15 protein-coding genes are annotated in these 17,132 nt (G+C 65.7%); 8 read left to right on the top strand and 7 right to left on the bottom strand.

Annotated elements, in window-relative coordinates:
- Positions 1-73: 73 nt before the first annotated feature.
- Positions 74-574, top strand: coding sequence for an Lrp/AsnC family transcriptional regulator (locus IE116_RS15125; RefSeq protein ID WP_189613708.1), 501 nt, complete (start codon positions 74-76; stop codon positions 572-574).
- Positions 575-610: 36 nt separating this feature from the next.
- Here the strand turns inward: IE116_RS15125 and glmU are convergent, their stop codons facing one another.
- On the bottom strand, positions 611-1,996 hold the full coding sequence (glmU, locus tag IE116_RS15120) for a bifunctional UDP-N-acetylglucosamine diphosphorylase/glucosamine-1-phosphate N-acetyltransferase GlmU (protein WP_189613706.1): 1,386 nt from the start codon (positions 1,994-1,996) through the stop codon (positions 611-613).
- Positions 1,997-2,056: 60 nt separating this feature from the next.
- Here glmU and IE116_RS15115 point away from each other — a divergent pair, with 60 nt between their 5' ends.
- Both IE116_RS15115 and IE116_RS15110 read left to right on the top strand, forming a co-directional pair.
- Positions 2,057-2,911 carry a DUF6279 family lipoprotein gene (locus IE116_RS15115; RefSeq protein WP_189613703.1) on the top strand — a complete coding sequence of 285 codons (855 nt, stop codon included), beginning with the start codon at positions 2,057-2,059 and terminating at the stop codon, positions 2,909-2,911.
- Between the two features lie 66 nt (positions 2,912-2,977).
- Complete coding sequence (locus IE116_RS15110) at positions 2,978-3,835, top strand: DUF3014 domain-containing protein (protein ID WP_189613701.1); 858 nt, start codon at positions 2,978-2,980, stop codon at positions 3,833-3,835.
- Positions 3,836-3,881: 46 nt separating this feature from the next.
- Here the strand turns inward: IE116_RS15110 and IE116_RS15105 are convergent, their stop codons facing one another.
- The 6 genes from IE116_RS15105 to IE116_RS15080 all read right to left on the bottom strand — a co-directional run bounded on the left by IE116_RS15105 (position 3,882) and on the right by IE116_RS15080 (position 10,385).
- Entirely contained in the window at positions 3,882-4,409 is a 528-nt protein-coding gene (locus tag IE116_RS15105) for a chalcone isomerase family protein (RefSeq protein WP_189613700.1), read from the bottom strand.
- Positions 4,406-5,068, bottom strand: a complete 663-nt coding sequence (locus IE116_RS15100; RefSeq protein WP_189613698.1) for a glutathione peroxidase — start codon at positions 5,066-5,068, stop codon at positions 4,406-4,408. Before IE116_RS15100 ends, IE116_RS15105 begins: the two co-directional genes overlap by 4 nt.
- Positions 5,069-5,170: 102 nt before the next feature.
- Positions 5,171-6,886, bottom strand: coding sequence for a DUF4394 domain-containing protein (locus IE116_RS15095; RefSeq protein ID WP_229828193.1), 1,716 nt, complete (start codon positions 6,884-6,886; stop codon positions 5,171-5,173).
- Positions 6,887-7,048: 162 nt separating this feature from the next.
- Complete coding sequence (locus tag IE116_RS15090) at positions 7,049-8,257, bottom strand: FIST signal transduction protein (protein ID WP_189613696.1); 1,209 nt, start codon at positions 8,255-8,257, stop codon at positions 7,049-7,051.
- Positions 8,254-9,366 carry a PhaM family polyhydroxyalkanoate granule multifunctional regulatory protein gene (locus IE116_RS15085; protein WP_189613694.1) on the bottom strand — a complete coding sequence of 371 codons (1,113 nt, stop codon included), beginning with the start codon at positions 9,364-9,366 and terminating at the stop codon, positions 8,254-8,256. The genes IE116_RS15090 and IE116_RS15085 overlap by 4 nt, the downstream gene beginning before the upstream one ends.
- 29 nt (positions 9,367-9,395) lie before the next feature.
- Positions 9,396-10,385, bottom strand: coding sequence for a fumarylacetoacetate hydrolase family protein (locus tag IE116_RS15080; protein ID WP_189613692.1), 990 nt, complete (start codon positions 10,383-10,385; stop codon positions 9,396-9,398).
- 343 nt (positions 10,386-10,728) lie between these two features.
- Here IE116_RS15080 and IE116_RS15075 point away from each other — a divergent pair, with 343 nt between their 5' ends.
- The 5 genes from IE116_RS15075 (at position 10,729) to IE116_RS15055 (ending at position 17,109) form a co-directional block, all read left to right on the top strand.
- On the top strand, positions 10,729-11,514 hold the full coding sequence (locus IE116_RS15075) for a DUF3108 domain-containing protein (RefSeq protein WP_189613690.1): 786 nt from the start codon (positions 10,729-10,731) through the stop codon (positions 11,512-11,514).
- Positions 11,515-11,658: 144 nt separating this feature from the next.
- Positions 11,659-12,210 carry a sigma-70 family RNA polymerase sigma factor gene (locus IE116_RS15070; RefSeq protein ID WP_189613688.1) on the top strand — a complete coding sequence of 184 codons (552 nt, stop codon included), beginning with the start codon at positions 11,659-11,661 and terminating at the stop codon, positions 12,208-12,210.
- Positions 12,207-13,262 (top strand): FecR family protein, encoded by a 1,056-nt coding sequence (locus IE116_RS15065; RefSeq protein WP_189613686.1) that lies wholly within the window; start codon positions 12,207-12,209, stop codon positions 13,260-13,262. The genes IE116_RS15070 and IE116_RS15065 overlap by 4 nt, the downstream gene beginning before the upstream one ends.
- 77 nt (positions 13,263-13,339) lie before the next feature.
- A complete protein-coding gene (locus tag IE116_RS15060) occupies positions 13,340-15,736 on the top strand; it encodes a TonB-dependent siderophore receptor (RefSeq protein WP_189613685.1) in 2,397 nt (798 codons plus the stop codon).
- 224 nt (positions 15,737-15,960) lie between these two features.
- A complete protein-coding gene (locus IE116_RS15055; RefSeq protein WP_189613683.1) occupies positions 15,961-17,109 on the top strand; it encodes an efflux RND transporter periplasmic adaptor subunit in 1,149 nt (382 codons plus the stop codon).
- The last annotated feature ends 23 nt before the right edge of the window (positions 17,110-17,132 follow it).

The raw sequence follows: 17,132 nt of genomic DNA, 5'->3' as shown, positions 1-17,132 counted from the left end.
GAAAACGGCTGAAAATAGTTGTAGATTTCATGGCCGATATCGATAGACCAAAAATTTCAATATCATCGAACAAATGAAAGAAAAAGGAGCTTTCGTGGACGACAAGGCCACTTCGACTCCGCTGGACGACGTAGATCGTGCCATCCTCATGCTGCTTCAGGATGATGCGGGAATCACGAATCACGAGCTTGCCCGACGCGTCGCGGTCTCGCCGCCTACCTGCTTGCGCCGCGTGCGGCGGCTGATGGAGCAGGGCATCATCGAAAAGCAGGTGGTGATCGTCTCGCCCGAAAAGGTCGGCGCCGGACTGACGGGCATCGTCGAGGTCACCCTGGACGTGCAGGCGGCCGAAGCCCTGACGACCTTCGAACGCGCCATGGGCAAAGAGACGACCGTCACGCAGTGCTATCGCGTGTCGCAGGGGCCGGACTTCGTCCTGATGGTGCAGGTCCCCGACATGGAGGCCTATCACGCCCTGGTGCACCGGGCGTTCACCGCACAGAACAACGTCCGCAATGTGCGGACGTTTTTCTCGATTCATCGAAGCAAGTTCGATACGCGGGTGGTGGTGTAGCCCGGCATCAGGCCGGCATCAGGCATCACGCCGGCATCACACCGGCTTTTTCACCGGCCGTTTCCACCCCGGCACGCTCACCTGCTTGGCGCGCGACACGGTCAGCGTATCCGCCGGCGCGTCGCGCGTCAGCGTCGTTCCGGCGGCAATGGTGGCGCCACGGCCCACGCGGATCGGGGCGATGAGCTGGCTGTCGGACCCAATGAAGGCGTCGTCTTCGATGACCGTGCGGTGCTTGTTCACGCCGTCGTAATTGCAGGTGATGGTGCCGGCGCCGATGTTCACGCGTGCGCCCACGGTCGCATCGCCGATGTAGCTGAGGTGATTGGCCTTGGCGCCGGTATCGAGCGTGGCGTTCTTGATCTCGACGAAGTTGCCCACGTGCGTGTCGTTGCCCAGGCGGGCGCCCGGGCGCAGCCGTGCGTAGGGGCCGACGCGGGAGACTTCACCGACTTCGGCGTCATGCAGGTGGCTGAAGGCTTCGATGCGCGTGCCGGCGCCGATCTTGACGTTGCGCAGCACACAGTACGGGCCGATGGTGACGCCATTGCCAAGTTCGACCACGCCTTCAAAGATGCAGCCCACGTCGATCGCGACGTCGCTGCCACAGGTCAGCTGGCCGCGCAGGTCGAAGCGCGCGGGGTCGGCCAGGGTCACGCCGGCTTCGAGCAGCCGGGTCGCCTGCGCCTGTTGATACACCCGTTCCAGTTCGGCCTGCTGCACGCGGCTGTTGACGCCCAGCGTTTCCCAGTCGTGCGTCGGCTGGGCGGTCGCGACGGGCAGGCCCTCGGCCACGGCCATCGACACGATATCGGTCAGGTAGTACTCGCCTTGCGCGTTGTCGTTCCTGAGCGCGCTCAGCCAGCGCTTGAGGGCCGCCGTGGGTGCGGCCAGGATGCCGGTGTTGACTTCGCGGATGGCGAGCTGATCGGCCGACGCATCCTTGTGTTCGACGATGGCGGTGACGGCGCCGGCTGTATCGCGAACGATGCGGCCGTAACCGGTTGCATCCGGCATTGTCACAGTCAGAATGCCCAGACCACTGCCTTGCCCTGCACGGGCGTCGAGCAAGGTGCGCAGGGTGGCAGACGCCACTAACGGAACGTCACCATAGAGAACCAGTGTCACGTCGTCGTCACTGCCGCTTTCCAGTAGAGTGGGGACAGCCTGTTGCACTGCATGACCGGTGCCGAGCTGGGGCGATTGCATCGCAAACGCCAGGCCGGCGTCACCGGCGTAGCGGGCTTCGACAATGGCCGCGCCGTGTCCGACCACCAGCGTGATGCGGGCCGGATCCAGCGCGCGGGCGCTGGCGAGCACGTGGCTCAACATCGGCTGGCCGGCCAGCGTGTGCAGTACCTTGGGCAGGTCCGACTTCATGCGTTTGCCCAGGCCGGCTGCAAGAATGACGATGTTGAGCATGAAGCGCTTATCCAAGTGGGAGTGACGAGCGTCGCAGTTTAAGGCATTGGAGAAGGGAAAATGATACGTTGGGTACTCGTCGCTTTGACCGTGTTGACTTTGAGTGCCTGCACCACGATGCGGCTTGGCTACAACTCGGCCGACACGCTCATCGCCTACCGCATGAACGATTGGTTCGATACGTCGGGCGAACTCGAGGCGCCCGCGCGGGAACGTCTCGACTCGGTGATCGCCTGGCATCGCCGTGAAGAACTGCCCGAGTACTCGCGCCTGCTGCTCAGCGCCCGCGAGCGCTTTGCCGACCCCACGCCGTTAACGCCCGAGCAGGTGCTTGCCATGCAGAAGCAGGTCACCCAGCGACTGGTGCGCACGGGGGACAAGGCAGCCGATGCCTTTGCCGACCTGTTCCCGCGCTTTGGCCTGCCCCAGCGCAAACGGCTTATCGCCCGGATGGACGAGAGCAATGCCGAATTCACCGAAAAGAACATCGATATCTCGCCTGCAAAGTTGCGCAAGCGCCGCATCGACGACATGGAAGACCGCTTTGCCTTCTGGTTTGGCAAGCTGGACGGCGCCCAGCGGGAACGGATCGAGAAGTGGGCCGATGAGGCCGAGCCGTCAGGCACCGAGCGCCTGGCCGTGCGGCGGATGCGCCAGACCGCGTTCCTGAACATCATGGACACCGGCAAGACCGCCACCGTGCCCGAGACCAGCCGCAAGCTCAAGGCCTTCTTTGCCGACCTGGAAACGCCTGCCGATGCCGGCGTGCGCGAGCGCCAGCGCAAGCAACTGCAGCACTGGGCGACGCTGACAGCCGATCTCATCAATAGCGCATCGCCTGCACAACGGGCGCGCATCCAGGAGAAGATCAAGACCATGTCGGACGATTTCCTGACACTTTCGCGTCAGAAATAGGGCGAATGGCCCAAGTCGTCCTCCGGGCCGCGATGCTAGGATAGGCACTTACTGACTGGAGTCCCTATGAGCAAGCTTCCCGGAATCGTGATTGCGCTGCTGCTGGCGGTGGTTGCGGCCGGCGCCTACCTCTGGTGGCGCCAGCCTCCCGAGCTTCCGCCCATCGAACAGGCGGTCGACGCCCCGCCCCTGGCCGATGCCCCGATCGAGGCGCCGCCCCCCGGCCCCGAAACCCGATACCCGATCGAACTGGTACCGCCCACGACCGACACCGCGATCGCCGATCCGGGCAACGATTTCAGCGCGGCCATGGCCCAGCTGATCGGTCGCGACGCCGTCGCCAAGTTCCTGCAATTGGCCGATTTTCCTCGCCGCGTGGTGGCGACGGTCGACAACCTGGCACGCGCGCACGCCGCGCCGGTGCTGTGGCCCGTCCACCCGACGGCCGGCCGTTTCACGGTCGAAGGCGTGGGCGATGACCAGTCCATTGCGTCGGCCAGCAATGCGCCGCGCTATCAGCCGTTGGTGTCGGTGATCCAGGGCGTGTCCACGGACAAGGCCGTGGCGCTGTATGTGCGCATGTACCCGCAGTTCCAGAGCGCCTATGAAGAGCTGGGTTATCCGCGTGGGTATTTCAATGATCGCCTGATCGCGGTCATCGACAGCCTGCTGTCCACGCCGGAACCCGACCAGCCGCCCAGGCTGCAGCTGACCGAGGTCAAGGGCGATGTGAAATCGCAGCGGCCCTGGGTGCGCTACCAGTATGTCGATGCCAACCTCGAGGCCTTGCCGTCGGGTCAGAAAATGCTGCTGCGGATGTCGCCCGCCCAGCGCAAGGCCGTCAAGGCCAAGCTGGGGGACTTCCGTGGCCGTCTGACGGGTGAGGCATCGAACCTGTCGCTGTCGCCTGGGTCGGCTCGCTAGATCTTTGAATCGCCTGTGCCCGGGGGCCGGCGGCAATGCCGCCGCTTCAATTCGGGCGGCTACGTTCCAGCAACGCCGAGCGCAGCGCGGGCGCGCGCGTTCGCGCATCCAGCCAGATCGAAAACAGGGCCTGCGCCAGCGCCGCATCATGGCTGCTGGCCTGCGGCTCGCCATTGAGCACCAGGCACACCCCCGCGCCTGGCCGGTGGATGCCGATCATGACGTCACCTGCTTCAATGTCCGGTAACGCTGCCGAGAGCCACCGCAACCATTCGGCGCGTTGCGCGGGCGTACCCCGGCCGATGAGTCCGATTTCTTCCAGAATGCGGCGGGCAAGATGCGGGCCGGAAAACTCCCGCGCGAAGCGCAGCGCCAGGGCAAACGGCTGCGCCAGCGTTGCCGTGTCGATCCCCTGGCTGCCGGTCCACAGCCACGCGTCGTAAATGTAATAACCCCAATGGGTGTAACGCGACGCGCCCGACAGCCGGGGCGTGTCGAAGCACGCCTGAACGTTGGCGGGCAGCGCAAGGGTGGCGGGGGCGACCGCGCGGGCCTTGCCCCAAAGCGTGATCACGTTGTCGGCCGGGCCAGCAGGCGTTCGATCTCGCGCGTCAGTCGCGGATCTTCGGGTTCGACGTTGCTTGGGAAAGCCGCCACGGGCTGGCCGTTGCGATCGACCAGGTATTTGTGGAAATTCCATGCGGGCGCTTGCCCGGTGCTTTTGATCAGGGTGCGGAACAAGGGATTGGCGCCATTGCCCGTCACGGGTGTGGGCGTGAAGATCGGAAACTTCACGCCGTAGGTATTGAAGCAGAGCGTTTCGATCTTGCTCTTGTCGGCCGCTTCCTGGCCAAAATCATTGGACGGGAAGGCCAGCACGACCAGCCCGCGGTTGCGGTATTTGCCGTACAGCTTTTCCAGCCCTTCGTACTGCCGCGTATAGCCGCAATAACTGGCAGTGTTCACGACCAGCAGTACCTTGCCGGCGTACTGGCACAGGTTCTGCACCGATTCGTCCTGCAGTTTGTGCATGTCGACATTGAGTGAGCCCGGGCACGCGGCTGCCTTGTCGGCCGTGGCCATCGGGCGCGCAGCGCCTGGTGTCCCCGACTCTGCTGCCATGGCCTGGAACGCAAGCAATGACGCCGCCACCAGTGCAGTCATCATCCAGGCCGTTCGAAGGCGGCGGGGATCGATACGCAGTGCATGCGTTGGGCGGGCAGGGTGGGTCATGTCTCGTTCCTATTTGTGCGAATGGCCCGCCCGACGCCAAAGCATCGAGCGGGCCATCCTCTATCTTGCGTCAGAACGCGGCGGCGTCAAAGCCCGACGCGATCAGAACACCACAGCGATGTCCGTCAGCAACGGTCCGGCTGCGCCACCGACCAGGCCGGTGCTCGCATCGGGGGCCGCTGGCGTGATCGCAGTCAACGCGCCGGTGGCGATGTTGACCGAGAACAGCTTCGACGGGCCGGTTGCGGTAGTCGACGACGTGGCGACCGCCAGGCCGTTGGCGCCGCCGCCAATGTCGAATCCGACGCGGGTGCCGATCGTCGTGCCCAGCGGGCCCACGTCGACCAGCGTGCCATCGTTGGGCGGGTTCTGCAGCGACAGTACGTTCGACGTGCGTTCCATGTCGTACAGCGCCGTGGCCGTCGTGCCCGCAAAGCTGTTGGTATAGGCCGCCGCGGCCACGACCGGTGCGCCGCCCGCGCGGTTGATGTTGCCGTCGGTGGTGGTTGCACCCGTGGCCACATTGATGCGCAGGCTGGCGCCGGTGCTGGTGATCACGCGCAGGCGATCGGCCACCGGGTTGAAGTCGACCGAGAACGTCGTGCCGGCTGCCGGGAAGGTGGTGTACGGCGCGGTGGTGTCGGCCGGGTCCGCCGCAAGCGTGGCGACAACGGTGGCGACGCCGGTGGCTGGCAAAACGGTGAACAGGCGGCCCGTGCTGCTCAGGCCATACACCTTGCCGTCGGCAGGACGCTGGTCGATGCCGACCACGGTTTCGCCGGCTGCCAGGCCGGTGATTGCCACGTTGCTGGTCAGGGTGCCCGGCGTGGCGGGCTTGAAGCTCACCAGGCGGCTGTCGGACGTCAGGCCCACCATGGTCGGACCGGCCTTCTGGCGCATGGCCAGGCCGCCGACGGCGGTGCCGGTGCCGATCGGGTTGATCAGGGTGGCGGCTCGGACGGCGGCGCCCGGGGTGGCAGGCACGGGCGCCAGATTGATCGCGTACAGGCCGGTCACGCCGCCGACGGTCAGCGCGGCAAACCCTTGGTTGGTCGTTGCATCGATGTCGAAGCCGTTGGCGGCCGACGCGTCGACGCCCAGCGGCACCGGGGTGGTCAGCGTGCCGTCGTTCGGCGGGTTCTGCAGATACACCAGGTCATTGACGGTATCGATGTCGTACAGCGCGGTGCCGACGGTGCCCGCGAACGAATTGGTGTACGCCGCGGCAGTGACGGCTGCGGTTGCTGCGCCTGCAGGCGCCGTGACAATGCCGTCGACGATGGTGGCGCCGGTGTCCACATTGATGCGCAGGCTTTGGCCCGTATTGCTGATCACGCGCAGGCGATCGGCTGCGGGGTTGAAGTCGACGCCGAAGCTCGTGCCGTTCAGGACAACCGCGGCACCGCCGGCGGTGGCGGGCGCCAGCGCCGACTTGCGCGTCGCCACGCCCGTAACGGGATTGATCGTGTAGATCACGCCGGTGGTCGAGATGCCATACAGCAGATTGTCGGCAGGGCGAAAGTCCATGCCGACCAGGGTTTCGGTAGTCGTGGCCAGGCCGGACAACGCCACGGAAGACAGGAAGGTCTGGGGAGCGGTGCGATTGAAGCTGGCGAGCTGGCCGGCTGCCGTCAACACCACGACGTCGCCGGGAGCGGTCGCCGCAGGAGGAACATTGCCGTTGTTGTTGTCGTGGTCGTCGTCGCTGCCGCCGCAGGCGACCAGCGCCAGGCACAGCATGCCGGCGCCAGCCAGCTTGAATGGGGTTGCCGATGCCAGGCCCGTCTTACGGCCTGTTTGCTTGAAACTCTTCGCCATCTTCCCGCTCCTTTGTCTTTGTCATTAGTGACGTTTGCACGCGTCGCAGTACGCGTTGGCGAACACTAACCGTGGGGTCAGCTTTCAGATGCAAGCCGAACGCGGTATCTCTGACAAAAGGTAAGGAAGCGAAGAAAGGAGTGTGACCAGTCTTAGTCAATACTATTGAAAAGTCACCAGAACCCCGGTGTACCACGACATTCGGTCCCCATAAATCTCGCCGTTTGCGAATAAGCCGATCAGGGGGACATCGCCCAGTTGCTGCTGGACGAGCTGCATTTCGGCAGACGGACCCCCGAACAGCGTGCCGGTGCGGCCCAGGCAGGAGATGTACAGCGCCCCCCGGATCCGGTCCATGCTGCCATAACGGGTTTCGATGGTTTCGCGCAATTCGGTGCAGGCGCGGATCAGGTCGACCTGCGCGGCATGGCGGTCCCGGCGACAGAACACGACGTGGTCCGCGGCGTCCAGCTCGGCGCCCAGCGCCAGGGCCCGTTCGTGCGGATCCACGCCAACCAGCGGCCGTACCGGGTAGTTGCCACGCAGGAAGGCATCGCCTTCCCCGAAGCCGATGAAGGTGCCCTGCAACATCTGAACAGTGGATGCCGCCTGCTGCTTGCGCGCAGCGGCTGGCACCGGCACGCCCTGAACCGTGCTCGGCGACCATTCGGTCGGCGCGCCCATGTCACGCAGCAGCACGTCCAGCGCGGGCGCGTCATCGAGCCGGTTCAGCAGCCGCCCGGCCGAGGCCGTTACCCGGTGCACGGGACCGATCGGCTGGCAGCCCTGGCTGATGCGGCTTTCAACCTGAATGTTCTCGGATAGCACCACGCCCGACAGGCCGCCGGCAAAAATGCCGTCGGCAATCAGCGCATTGGCATGCCGACTGCTGGAGACGCCGCCGAACAGTGTGTCGCCGGCAATCTTGCCCGCCATGTCCTGCAGCAATTCAGGCAGGTCGGGCGTCGACGCATCGGCATGGACCAGCGCGGTCCAGGATGCCGACCGGCCATTCGGCGTCAGCGCATCCCGCGCTGGCGGGCGCGACTTGCCCGAAAACACCTGGAAATCATCCGGCGAAAAATCCGCCAGCATGAAGGCCATGGCGGGTTCGTCGATGTATTCGGCCATCCCGGCCGCCACGCCCACACCGATCGCGCCGGTCCAGTGCGTGATGCCGGTGCGTTCGCGCAGAAAGGCCAGGATGTCTGTCGATGCTTCGGCAAAGTGGTCCGTCAGGTACAAAAAGCCCAGCGTGGCCTGGCGTCCGGTTCCGGTGCGGCTGGCGTGTTCGATCTGGGCCAGGCACAAGGACGCCGCCATCCGCCAATCCGGATGGGTGGCATGCGCCCAGGGAAACTGCGTGGTCATGCCTTGCCTCGGGCTCCGCGCGCGGGCGCCTTCTTGGCCGGTGCCTTGCTGGCTGCGGGCGCCCGCTTGGCTGCGGTCTTGCCGGCAGCCTTCCTGGCGGGGGACTTGGAGGCAGGGGACTTGGACGAAGACGGCTTGGATGCCGCACCGTTGCGGCCCGACGAGGTCTTGCGGGCAGGTGGCGAGGTGCGTTCAGCAGGCGCTGCCTTGGGGGCAGGCGCATCAGGCGCGCGCGACGGTTCGAACACGGTGCGCGCGGCGGCAGCGGCCTTGGCCAGGTCCATGTGCGGCATCGTCGGCATCTGCGGAATTTGCGGCATCGCCGGGACTGCCGGCACGGCTTGTGAGGCGGCCGTCGTGATCTTGTTGAACTGGTCCTGCAGCATCGACCACCAGGCACTGGCCTGTGGCGACCCCGGCGCTGCGCCCGTGCTCCCGTCAGCGGACGGCGCCTCAGCCGCGGGGGATGCAGGCGGTGACGGCGGTTGGGCGGGCGCGGCAGCCTGGGGTGACGGTTGCGGCGCAGGGGGCTGCATCGACGCCGGCATGGAAGGCGGCATGTGCGCGGGCATATGCGGCCAGCCCGTTGGCTGCGCGGCAGGCGCGGCGGCGGCAGGTGTCGGCGACGAAGCGGGCGGCGTGGCGTTGGTTGAGAATCCGAAGGGTGACGCGTCCGCCGCCGCACCCGGCGCCTTGCGCAGGCCCAGCACGATTTCCAGCGGTGACGGTGGCGGCAGGTCGGACGCGTCGGTGTCGGACGCGCCCGACGGGGTGTGTGCCTGATAAGCGCTGCTGACGGTCTGGGCGAAATTGCGCAACGTGGAAATCGTGGCGCGCTGCACTTCCAGCCCCTGGATGGTGCCACGCAGCATGGTCAGGTTCAGGTTCAACCAGTTTTCGATCGCGCGCAGGTCGGTGATCCGCTTGTCCAGTTCGTCCAGTCCCGGCACGTTGCCGCCAGGCGCCGCCGAGGCCATGGATCCCAGGTTGCCCCACACCTGCCGCATCATGTCCAGGCTCTGCATGACCGGATTGGCCGCGCCTGGATCGAACGACGGGGCCGCGCCAGGCATGCCGGGGAACGCAAAAGGATTGCCGCTGGGGATCATCGCTCTTCCTTGTCTCGATAGGGGCAGGGTCAGGCCGCGCCGGAGGGCGCGATCACCTGGTCAATGGCGCCGAAAATGCTGGCGCCCTTTTCGTCGAGCATCTCGATGCGGATGCTGTCGCCGAACTTCATGAATTCGGTCACCGGCGCACCGGTCTCGATGGTTTCCAGGCAGCGCTTTTCGGCGATGCAGGCATAGCCCACCGAGCTGTCCTTGTTCGATACCGTGCCCGAGCCCACGATGCTGCCGGCCCGGCAGTTGCGCGTCTTGCAGATGTGGGCGATCAAGGCCGGGAAGTTGAAGACCATGTCTTCGCCTGCCAGCGGCTTGCCCACCACCTTGCCATTCCATTCCACGGTCAACGGGCGATGGACCTTGCCGTCGCGCCATGCCGAACCCAGTTCATCGGGCGTCACGGCCACCGGCGAAAACGCCGTGGCAGGCTTGCTCTGGAAAAAGCCGAAGCCCTTGCCCAGTTCGCCCGGAATCAGATTGCGCAGCGACACATCGTTCACCAGCATCAGCAGGCGGATGGCGTCGCTCGCGCCGTTGGGCGGCGTGCCCAGGGCGACGTCACCGGTAATCACCGCGATCTCGCCTTCGAAGTCGATGCCGAACGCTTCGGAGGGCACCACGATGTCGTCATGCGGCCCGAGAAAATCGTCGCTGCCGCCCTGATAGATCAGGGGATCCGTCCAGAAGGTTTCCGGCATCTCGGCATTGCGCGCCTTGCGCACCAGCTCCACATGATTGACGTACGCCGATCCGTCAGCCCACTGATAGGCGCGCGGCAAGGGCGCGGCGCACTTGGTCGGATCGAACGGGAAGGGATGGCGGGCGCGGCCGGTATTCAGCGCGTCGGCCAGGTCCTGCAATTGGGAGACGACGAAGTTCCAGTCGTCCAGCGCGCGTTGCAGCGTGGGAGCGATTTCGGTGGCGAAGTGCGCGGTCTTGAGGTCGCGCGACACCACCATCAATTGACCGTCGCGCGAACCGTCGCGCAAGGAGGCGAGTTTCATAAGACGTAAGCGAAAGAGTATGGCGTCAGTCTGGCCTGCCGATGCACGTGAGTGCCAGGGATCCGGCAGGGAGCGACAGGATGCGCTTACAGTAACATGCGCCGCCCGGCGTTTTCGCCGGGGCAGGTGGCCGTCGGCTGGGCTGGAAAGGTCGCCCGCCGGCTAGCCGTAAAGCTTGCCGCCGCCTTCCCGGGAAGACTGCCCGCCGCCCCCACGGGGAACTCCGTTGCTGCGCCAGCCCTCTACCTGGCAGACTCGCGGCTAGAACGGCAGCCGACGCCGCGCCGCGTCCGGTACGATCAACATCTCGCTTACAGGCGGCGCCGGGTCAACCGGCGCCTTCATGCCCATGACCGCTATTTTCAAGAACGCGTCCTTTTCTTTGGCGCGCCGGACGTTTGCGCGCCACGGTGCCGCGCTGGCCGCCGCGCTGGTGCTGGCGCCCGGCGTGTCGCTGGTCGCCGCCCGCACGGCCTCCGCGGCTGCGCCCGCCGTCAGCGTGCCGGGCTCCTCGTCCATGACCTACACACTGAAAGCGTCGGCCAAGGGGTTCAAGATCAACGTCGACAGCCACTTCGACTGGATGCGGGAAGGCGATGCCTACCGGATCGTCAACAGCGGCCGCTTCACGCTGTTCAGCTTCAATTTCGAAAGCAGCGGCGTCATCACCCCCGACGGCCTGCAGCCCGCCCGCTACCAGGAAACGCGCAACAAGCGCATCAAGGCGGTCACCTTCGATCCGGAAGCCAAAAAGATTACGTTCGCCGGCGGCGAATCCGAACCCTTGCAGGCCGGCACGCAAGACCGCATGTCGGTCCTGGTGCAACTGGCCGCCATGGGCCGCAAGAATCCTGATGTGTTTGCGTCGGGCAAGGTTGTTCCCTTCCGCGTCGCCGGCTCCAGCCGCACTGGCATGTGGCGGTTCCGGGTGGCCGGTACCGACACGCTCGATACGCCCCTGGGTCCCGTCAAGGCAGTCCATCTGGTCCGCGAGCGGGATGAGGACGACGGCCAGAAAGTGGAAGTGTGGCTCTCGGCCGACTATGACTGGATGCCGGTTCGGGTGCTGTCCAATGAATCGGACGGGGATTTTCTGGATCAGGTGCTGAGCAAGTTCGAGCGGAAATAGACTCGGGCCACAGCGGGGATTGCGTCATCGCAGACTGGCAGGCAATCGACTAGAATAAGAATCATTATCAAGTCGTCCTGCTGCCTGAAACTTGGGGTGGCACAGGCGGCAACCGCCTGCCGGGCGGGACTTTCGAGCCTTGCCGTGCCTCTGTCTTATTACCGAGAATTGCTGAATTTCTGCGCGCGCGCGCTCAGCGATCGGGACGCTGCGGCCGACACGGTGCAGGAAACCTATGCCCGGGTACTGTCGGCAGGACGCTCGGGCGAAGCCATTGCCGATCCCCGCGCCTTCCTCTATCGCACCGCCCGCAACGTCATGACCGACGATTTCCGCCGGGCCGACGTGCGTCAGCACGCCAGCCTCGACGACCTGGCGATCGAAGATGAACCGGCTGGCGCATTCAACCGCCAGCCGGAAGAGCGCTGCGCATCGTCGCAGTACGCGACGGCGGTGGTGGCGGTGATAGACGCCTTGCCTCCGCGGTGCCGCGAGGCCTTCGTGATGTTCAAGTTCGACGGGATGTCGTATGCGCAGATTGCCGAGGCCATGGGAATTTCGGTGCGCACGGTCGAAATGCATTTGAAGCTGGCCATGGATGCGTGTTGGCAATGCGCGGACGAGGTGGCCGGCAACCCGGGGGCATCCGGCTCGGGGCGACCGGCCATGCGGCGCCGGTCGGGAGCCCGCCGATGACCGCCTTGCGCGAACAGGTGCTCGACTGGTTCGTGCGCAGGCAGCGCGAGGACTGGTCTTCCGAAGACGAACACGCCCTGAACGATTGGCTGGATGCCGATCGCGCGCACCGGTCCGCGTACGACCGGTTCGATCGGCACTGGACGGCGCTGGACAGGCTTCCGGCCGATGCGGTCGCGCGCTTGCGCGCTCGCAACGCAAGCACGGCAGCCACGATGGCTCGCACCGCAAGAAATGCGGTGTCCCGTCCCTCGAGTCAGTCCTGGTTCGGCGTGCGCTGGGTGGCGGCTGGCATTGCTGTGGCTTGCGTGGCCGCCGTTTCGATTGTCGGTGCCCTGGTCTGGCGTGATCAACAACCCGTCTTTCTTCAGCAACTGGCTACCGGTCGTGGAGAACAGATCGATGTCCGCCTGCCCGACGGCAGCCAGTTGCGGCTGGACAGCGCAACGCGACTGTCGGTCGTCTTCTACCGGAGCCGCCGTGAAGTGATCCTTGCCAATGGGCAGGCGCTTTTTTCGGTGCACGCGGACACCGATCGTCCCTTCCAGGTGACCGCCGGGCCATCGCGCGTGACGGTAGTCGGCACGCGTTTTACCGTCCGTTATCTGCCTGGTTTTGCGGGCGAGAGCGGACCGGTGGTTGCGGTGGAAGAGGGCAAGGTACGCGTCGGCCGAAGCGATGGCGCCACGTCATCCGGCAGGTCGGCCAACGGATCGCGGGGTGCCGACGCCTTGCTGACCGCCTGCCAGCAACTGGCCTTCCGCAGCGATGGATGGCCCGGTACGGCGTCGCCTATCCCGCCCGAGGGCATCGCGCCGTGGCGCGACCGACAGCTCAGTTTCATCGACATGCCCTTGTCGCGTGTCCTGGCCGAACTGGAACGCTATGCCGATTCCGGCCTCGTGCTGCGCGATCCCGGTGTCGCAGCCTTGCGGCTCAGCGGCACTTTCGACACGACCGACCCCGCCAGCTTCCGGCGCCTGCTGCCCCGCGCCTTGCCGGTGCGTCTGCAGCCAACGGCCGATGGCCTGGAAATTCGCCCGGTCAAATAATTTCCTGTCGGGTACGGGAATCCGACGCGCCCGTGCGTCTTCATGAATAGGAATCATTTCTATTCATTGGAGTTTTCATGGTCTGCGTCAACTTGCGTCCGGTATCGATCGCTGTGGCCCTGCTAGTGGCGATCACGTCGCCAGCGGCATCCGCCCAGTCTGGCGGGAACGTGCTCGCATCCGCAGCGCCGATGCAGTTCGACATTGGCGCGCAGACGCTGGCGCAGGCGCTGAACGAGTGGGCGCGCCAGAGCCGGGTGCAACTGATCGTGCGGCAAGGCCTGGTCGCCGGCAAAATGGCGCCCGCGATCTCGGGCGCGTACCGCCCGCGTGACGTGCTGGACCGCCTGCTGGCCGGCAGCGGCCTCGAAGCCGTCAGCGAAGGCGGATCGGTGGTCGTGCAGACGGCCACGCCCACGGCCATACGCGCTCCCGGCAGCACCACGCTCTCGACCATCGACGTCACGGCCACCAGCGCCGCGCAGGCCACCAGCCTGCGCCGCACGGCAACATCGGGCGCCCTGGGCCGCCGCAGCGTGCTCGACACGCCGTTCTCCATCACCAGTGTCGGCAGTGAAGAGATGGAAACGCGCCTGGTCACCACGCTGGAGCAGGCCTTGCGTTACGACCCGGCCGTGCAACTGACCGGCAGCGAGTATGGGCATGGCGCGTCGATTTCCGTACGGGGACTTGGCCTGGACACCAGCAACGGCTTCAAGGTGGACGGCCTGCCGATCACGGCGTGGGGCACCGGCTTGCCGATGGAACTGTTCGACCGCGTCGACCTGCAGAAAGGCATTACCGGGTTCATGAACGGTTTCGGGTCTCCAGGCGGCGTTGCCAACTACGTGTTGAAGCGCCCAACCGATGAACGCCTGCTGACCGCGTCGGTCGGGTTCAAGTCGAAGTCGCTGTTCTCGCAAAGCGTGGATGCCGGCGGCCGATTCGGCAATGACGACCGCTTCGGCTATCGCGCAAATGTGCTGCGCGAAGAGGGCGATACGTTCATACGCGGCGGCAGCATGCGGCGCACGGGGGCGTCGATTGCCCTGGATGCCCGACTGACGAAGGATCTGACGGCCAGCGTCGATTTTCTGTACGCCGACCGCGCGTCCCGCGGCAACAGTTTCTGGGGGCTGGACCTGAACCGCCTTTACGCGAGCCGCCCAGGTGTGGTGCCGACACCCAACGATCCCAAGATCCAGTCGCAGCCGGACGGCGCCTTCTACAACACCAATGATCGCGTCGCCACGGCCGGCTTGCAATGGAGGATCGCGCCCGGCTGGAATGCCAGCGCGACCTATCGCAACGCACGCCGGGAATCCGACTACAACTACAGCACCTTGTACGTGACCAGCCTGGCGGGCGATTACACGGCGGATCGCAGCACCACCAAGTTCGTGCAGGAATTCGACCACGCGCAAGCCATGGTCGACGGCGAATTGAGCACCGGTCCCGTGTCGCATCGGGTCGTCGTTGGCGCGTCGCGTCAGCGGTTCCAGAATCGGGCCAATGCCGTCTCGAATTACGCAGGCGACATCGGCGGCGGCAATATCTATCGCGATTCGCCATTGACCATCACCGGGTCGTCAGACGGCGTTCGTATGTACCGTTCCAGCGTCATCGAACAGACCGCGGCATTTATCAGCGACACTTTGAGCTTGGGCGAGCAATGGTCGCTGATCGCCGGCCTGCGCTACAACCGCTACGACCAGACCGGTGCGGACGCGGCTGGTACACCCACCACGCCCTACAAGCGCAATCCGCTTACGCCGACGCTGGCGCTCATGTTCAAGCCCACGCCCGCATCCACGCTGTATGTCAGCGCGGTCGAAGCCCTGGAGCGCGGCGGCACGGCCCCCGCGAACGTGGTCAACCGCTTCGAGGTGCTCGGCCCGATCAAGAGCAAGCAGTATGAAGCCGGCTACAAGTTCGAACAGGGCGCATGGAGTGGCACGGCCGCCTTGTTCCGCCTGGACCGGACCGCCGGTTATACCAACGCCGCGAACTACTACGTGCAGGACGGCATTACCCGCTACCAGGGCGCCGACATCAGCGGCCGATACCGGTTCGACAGCCAGCTGTCGGTGATCGCCGGCGTGATGCTGCTCGATGCCAAGTACGAAGAAGCGGCGGCAGCCTTGAACGGCAAGCGCACCACCGGCACGCCGCGTGTGCAGGCGGCGCTTGCCGCGAACTACAACGTGGCGGCGCTGCCGGGCCTGAGCCTGAACGGCGGTCTCAAATACATCGGGGCGTCGTATCTGGATACTGCCAATACCTATCGGCTGTCCCCTTATACCGTCGTCGACGCGGGCGCCAGCTACAGCACCCGGCTGGTCGGCAAGGACGTCACCTTCACTGCCGCCATCCACAACCTGGCAGGACGCCGCTACTGGATCTACAACGGATCCAACTACATCGCGTCCGGCGCCCCGCGCACCGTCAGCCTGAACGCGCGCATGGCCTTCTGATGGCCTTGTCGCTGTCCTGCCCCTGCCTGCGTTGGTTTACCTGATGTCTTTTCGAGTTGCTGCATGACGCTTTTCAGCCCGGTACCCCGTCTTGACGCCCGATGGCGCGACGCCAAGTGCGCCTCTCTTTGCGCCCCTCTTTGCGACGCTGCTTCTGACGCCCTTGCACCAGCGGGCCGGTCATGAGCCCCGCCGCACGCAACACAAGGCGCTGGAAGGGCGGGATGGCGATCGCCCTGCTGGCGGCCGCCATCGGCGTGGGCGTGTGGTCCCTGCGCGAACGGATCGACTACACGACCGAGGTGCTCGCACGACGATCGGTCGAGTCCACGGTGACGGCCATCGGCAGCCTGCAGCCCCGGCGCTACGTCGATGTCGGCGCGCAGGTGTCGGGGCTGATCAACCGCTTGCATGTCAAGCCGGGCGATGAGGTCCGGAAAGGGCAGTTGCTGGTCGAGATCGATCCCAGCGTGCAGCAGGCCACGGTCGATGCCGGCCGGGCACGGCTGGCCGGACTGCGCGCGCAAGTGAACGAACAGCAGGCCTTGCTGCGGCTGGCGCAGCAACAACTGACGCGGCAGCGGCAGATGGCTGCCGACGGCGCGACCCGTGAAGAAGACTTGCATATCGCCGAAGCCGACTTTGCGGCGGCGGGCGCCAAGATCGACTATCTGCACGCACAGATCGCCCAATCGCAAGCGAGCCAGCGGGCCGAGGAAGCGCGTCTGGGCTACACGCGCATCTATGCGTCCATGGCCGGAACGGTGGTGTCAGTCGACGCGCGCGAAGGCCAGACCTTGAACGCCACCTACCAGACACCGAACATTTTGCGAGTGGCCGACCTGTCGGGCATGACCGTCTGGACCGATGTCTCCGAAGCCGACGTGCGCCGCGTCAAGCCGCGCATGCCGGTGTACTTCACGACCCTGGGCGACGATGGTCAGGCAACCGCCCGACGCTGGCAGGGAACGGTCAGACAGGTGTTGCCGGCGCCACCGGTGGCCGAGGCCAAGTCGAGCGCATCGGCCACGCCCGCGCCCGCCACCAAGGCCGTTGTCTACACGGTGCTGTTCGACGTGGACAATGCCGATGGCGAACTCATGCCCCAGATGACGGCGCTGGTGTCCTTCGTGACAGCGCGCGCGCCCGACGCCGTGGCCGTTCCGCTGGCGTCGCTGGCAGAGAACGAGAGTGAACCGGGCACCTACACCGCGCGCGTGTTGCGGGCCGACGGTCAGCCGGAAACACGACAGGTGCGCCTGGGCGCGCGCAGCCGGCATCTGGCCGAAGTGCTGGAAGGGCTGCAGGAGGGCGATCGACTCATTACTGCAGAAACGCGCGTGGGCGGACGGCCGCGGTGGATCCAATGGTGAACGCCAATGTGAGCGGGAGTACT

This window comes from Pigmentiphaga litoralis (assembly GCF_014651835.1).
In the GTDB taxonomy this organism is placed as follows: Bacteria; Pseudomonadota; Gammaproteobacteria; order Burkholderiales; family Burkholderiaceae_B; genus Pigmentiphaga; species Pigmentiphaga litoralis.
Note: the sequence above shows the minus strand (reverse complement) of the source record. Positions and strands in the feature narration are given on the sequence as shown.

Excerpts from the sequence above, each read along its gene's own strand:
- IE116_RS15065 (WP_189613686.1), top strand. The coding sequence starts at position 12,207 with ATGACCGCCTTGCGCGAACAGGTGCTCGACTGGTTCGTGCGCAGGCAG.
- IE116_RS15100 (WP_189613698.1), bottom strand. The coding sequence starts at position 5,068 with ATGACCCACCCTGCCCGCCCAACGCATGCACTGCGTATCGATCCCCGC.
- IE116_RS15125 (WP_189613708.1), top strand. The coding sequence starts at position 74 with ATGAAAGAAAAAGGAGCTTTCGTGGACGACAAGGCCACTTCGACTCCG.
- IE116_RS15090 (WP_189613696.1), bottom strand. The coding sequence starts at position 8,257 with ATGACCACGCAGTTTCCCTGGGCGCATGCCACCCATCCGGATTGGCGG.
- IE116_RS15075 (WP_189613690.1), top strand. The coding sequence starts at position 10,729 with ATGCCCATGACCGCTATTTTCAAGAACGCGTCCTTTTCTTTGGCGCGC.
- IE116_RS15115 (WP_189613703.1), top strand. The coding sequence starts at position 2,057 with ATGATACGTTGGGTACTCGTCGCTTTGACCGTGTTGACTTTGAGTGCC.
- IE116_RS15085 (WP_189613694.1), bottom strand. The coding sequence starts at position 9,366 with ATGATCCCCAGCGGCAATCCTTTTGCGTTCCCCGGCATGCCTGGCGCG.
- IE116_RS15080 (WP_189613692.1), bottom strand. The coding sequence starts at position 10,385 with ATGAAACTCGCCTCCTTGCGCGACGGTTCGCGCGACGGTCAATTGATG.
- glmU (WP_189613706.1), bottom strand. The coding sequence starts at position 1,996 with ATGCTCAACATCGTCATTCTTGCAGCCGGCCTGGGCAAACGCATGAAG.
- IE116_RS15095 (WP_229828193.1), bottom strand. The coding sequence starts at position 6,886 with ATGGCGAAGAGTTTCAAGCAAACAGGCCGTAAGACGGGCCTGGCATCG.
- IE116_RS15060 (WP_189613685.1), top strand. The coding sequence starts at position 13,340 with ATGGTCTGCGTCAACTTGCGTCCGGTATCGATCGCTGTGGCCCTGCTA.
- IE116_RS15055 (WP_189613683.1), top strand. The coding sequence starts at position 15,961 with ATGGCGATCGCCCTGCTGGCGGCCGCCATCGGCGTGGGCGTGTGGTCC.
- IE116_RS15110 (WP_189613701.1), top strand. The coding sequence starts at position 2,978 with ATGAGCAAGCTTCCCGGAATCGTGATTGCGCTGCTGCTGGCGGTGGTT.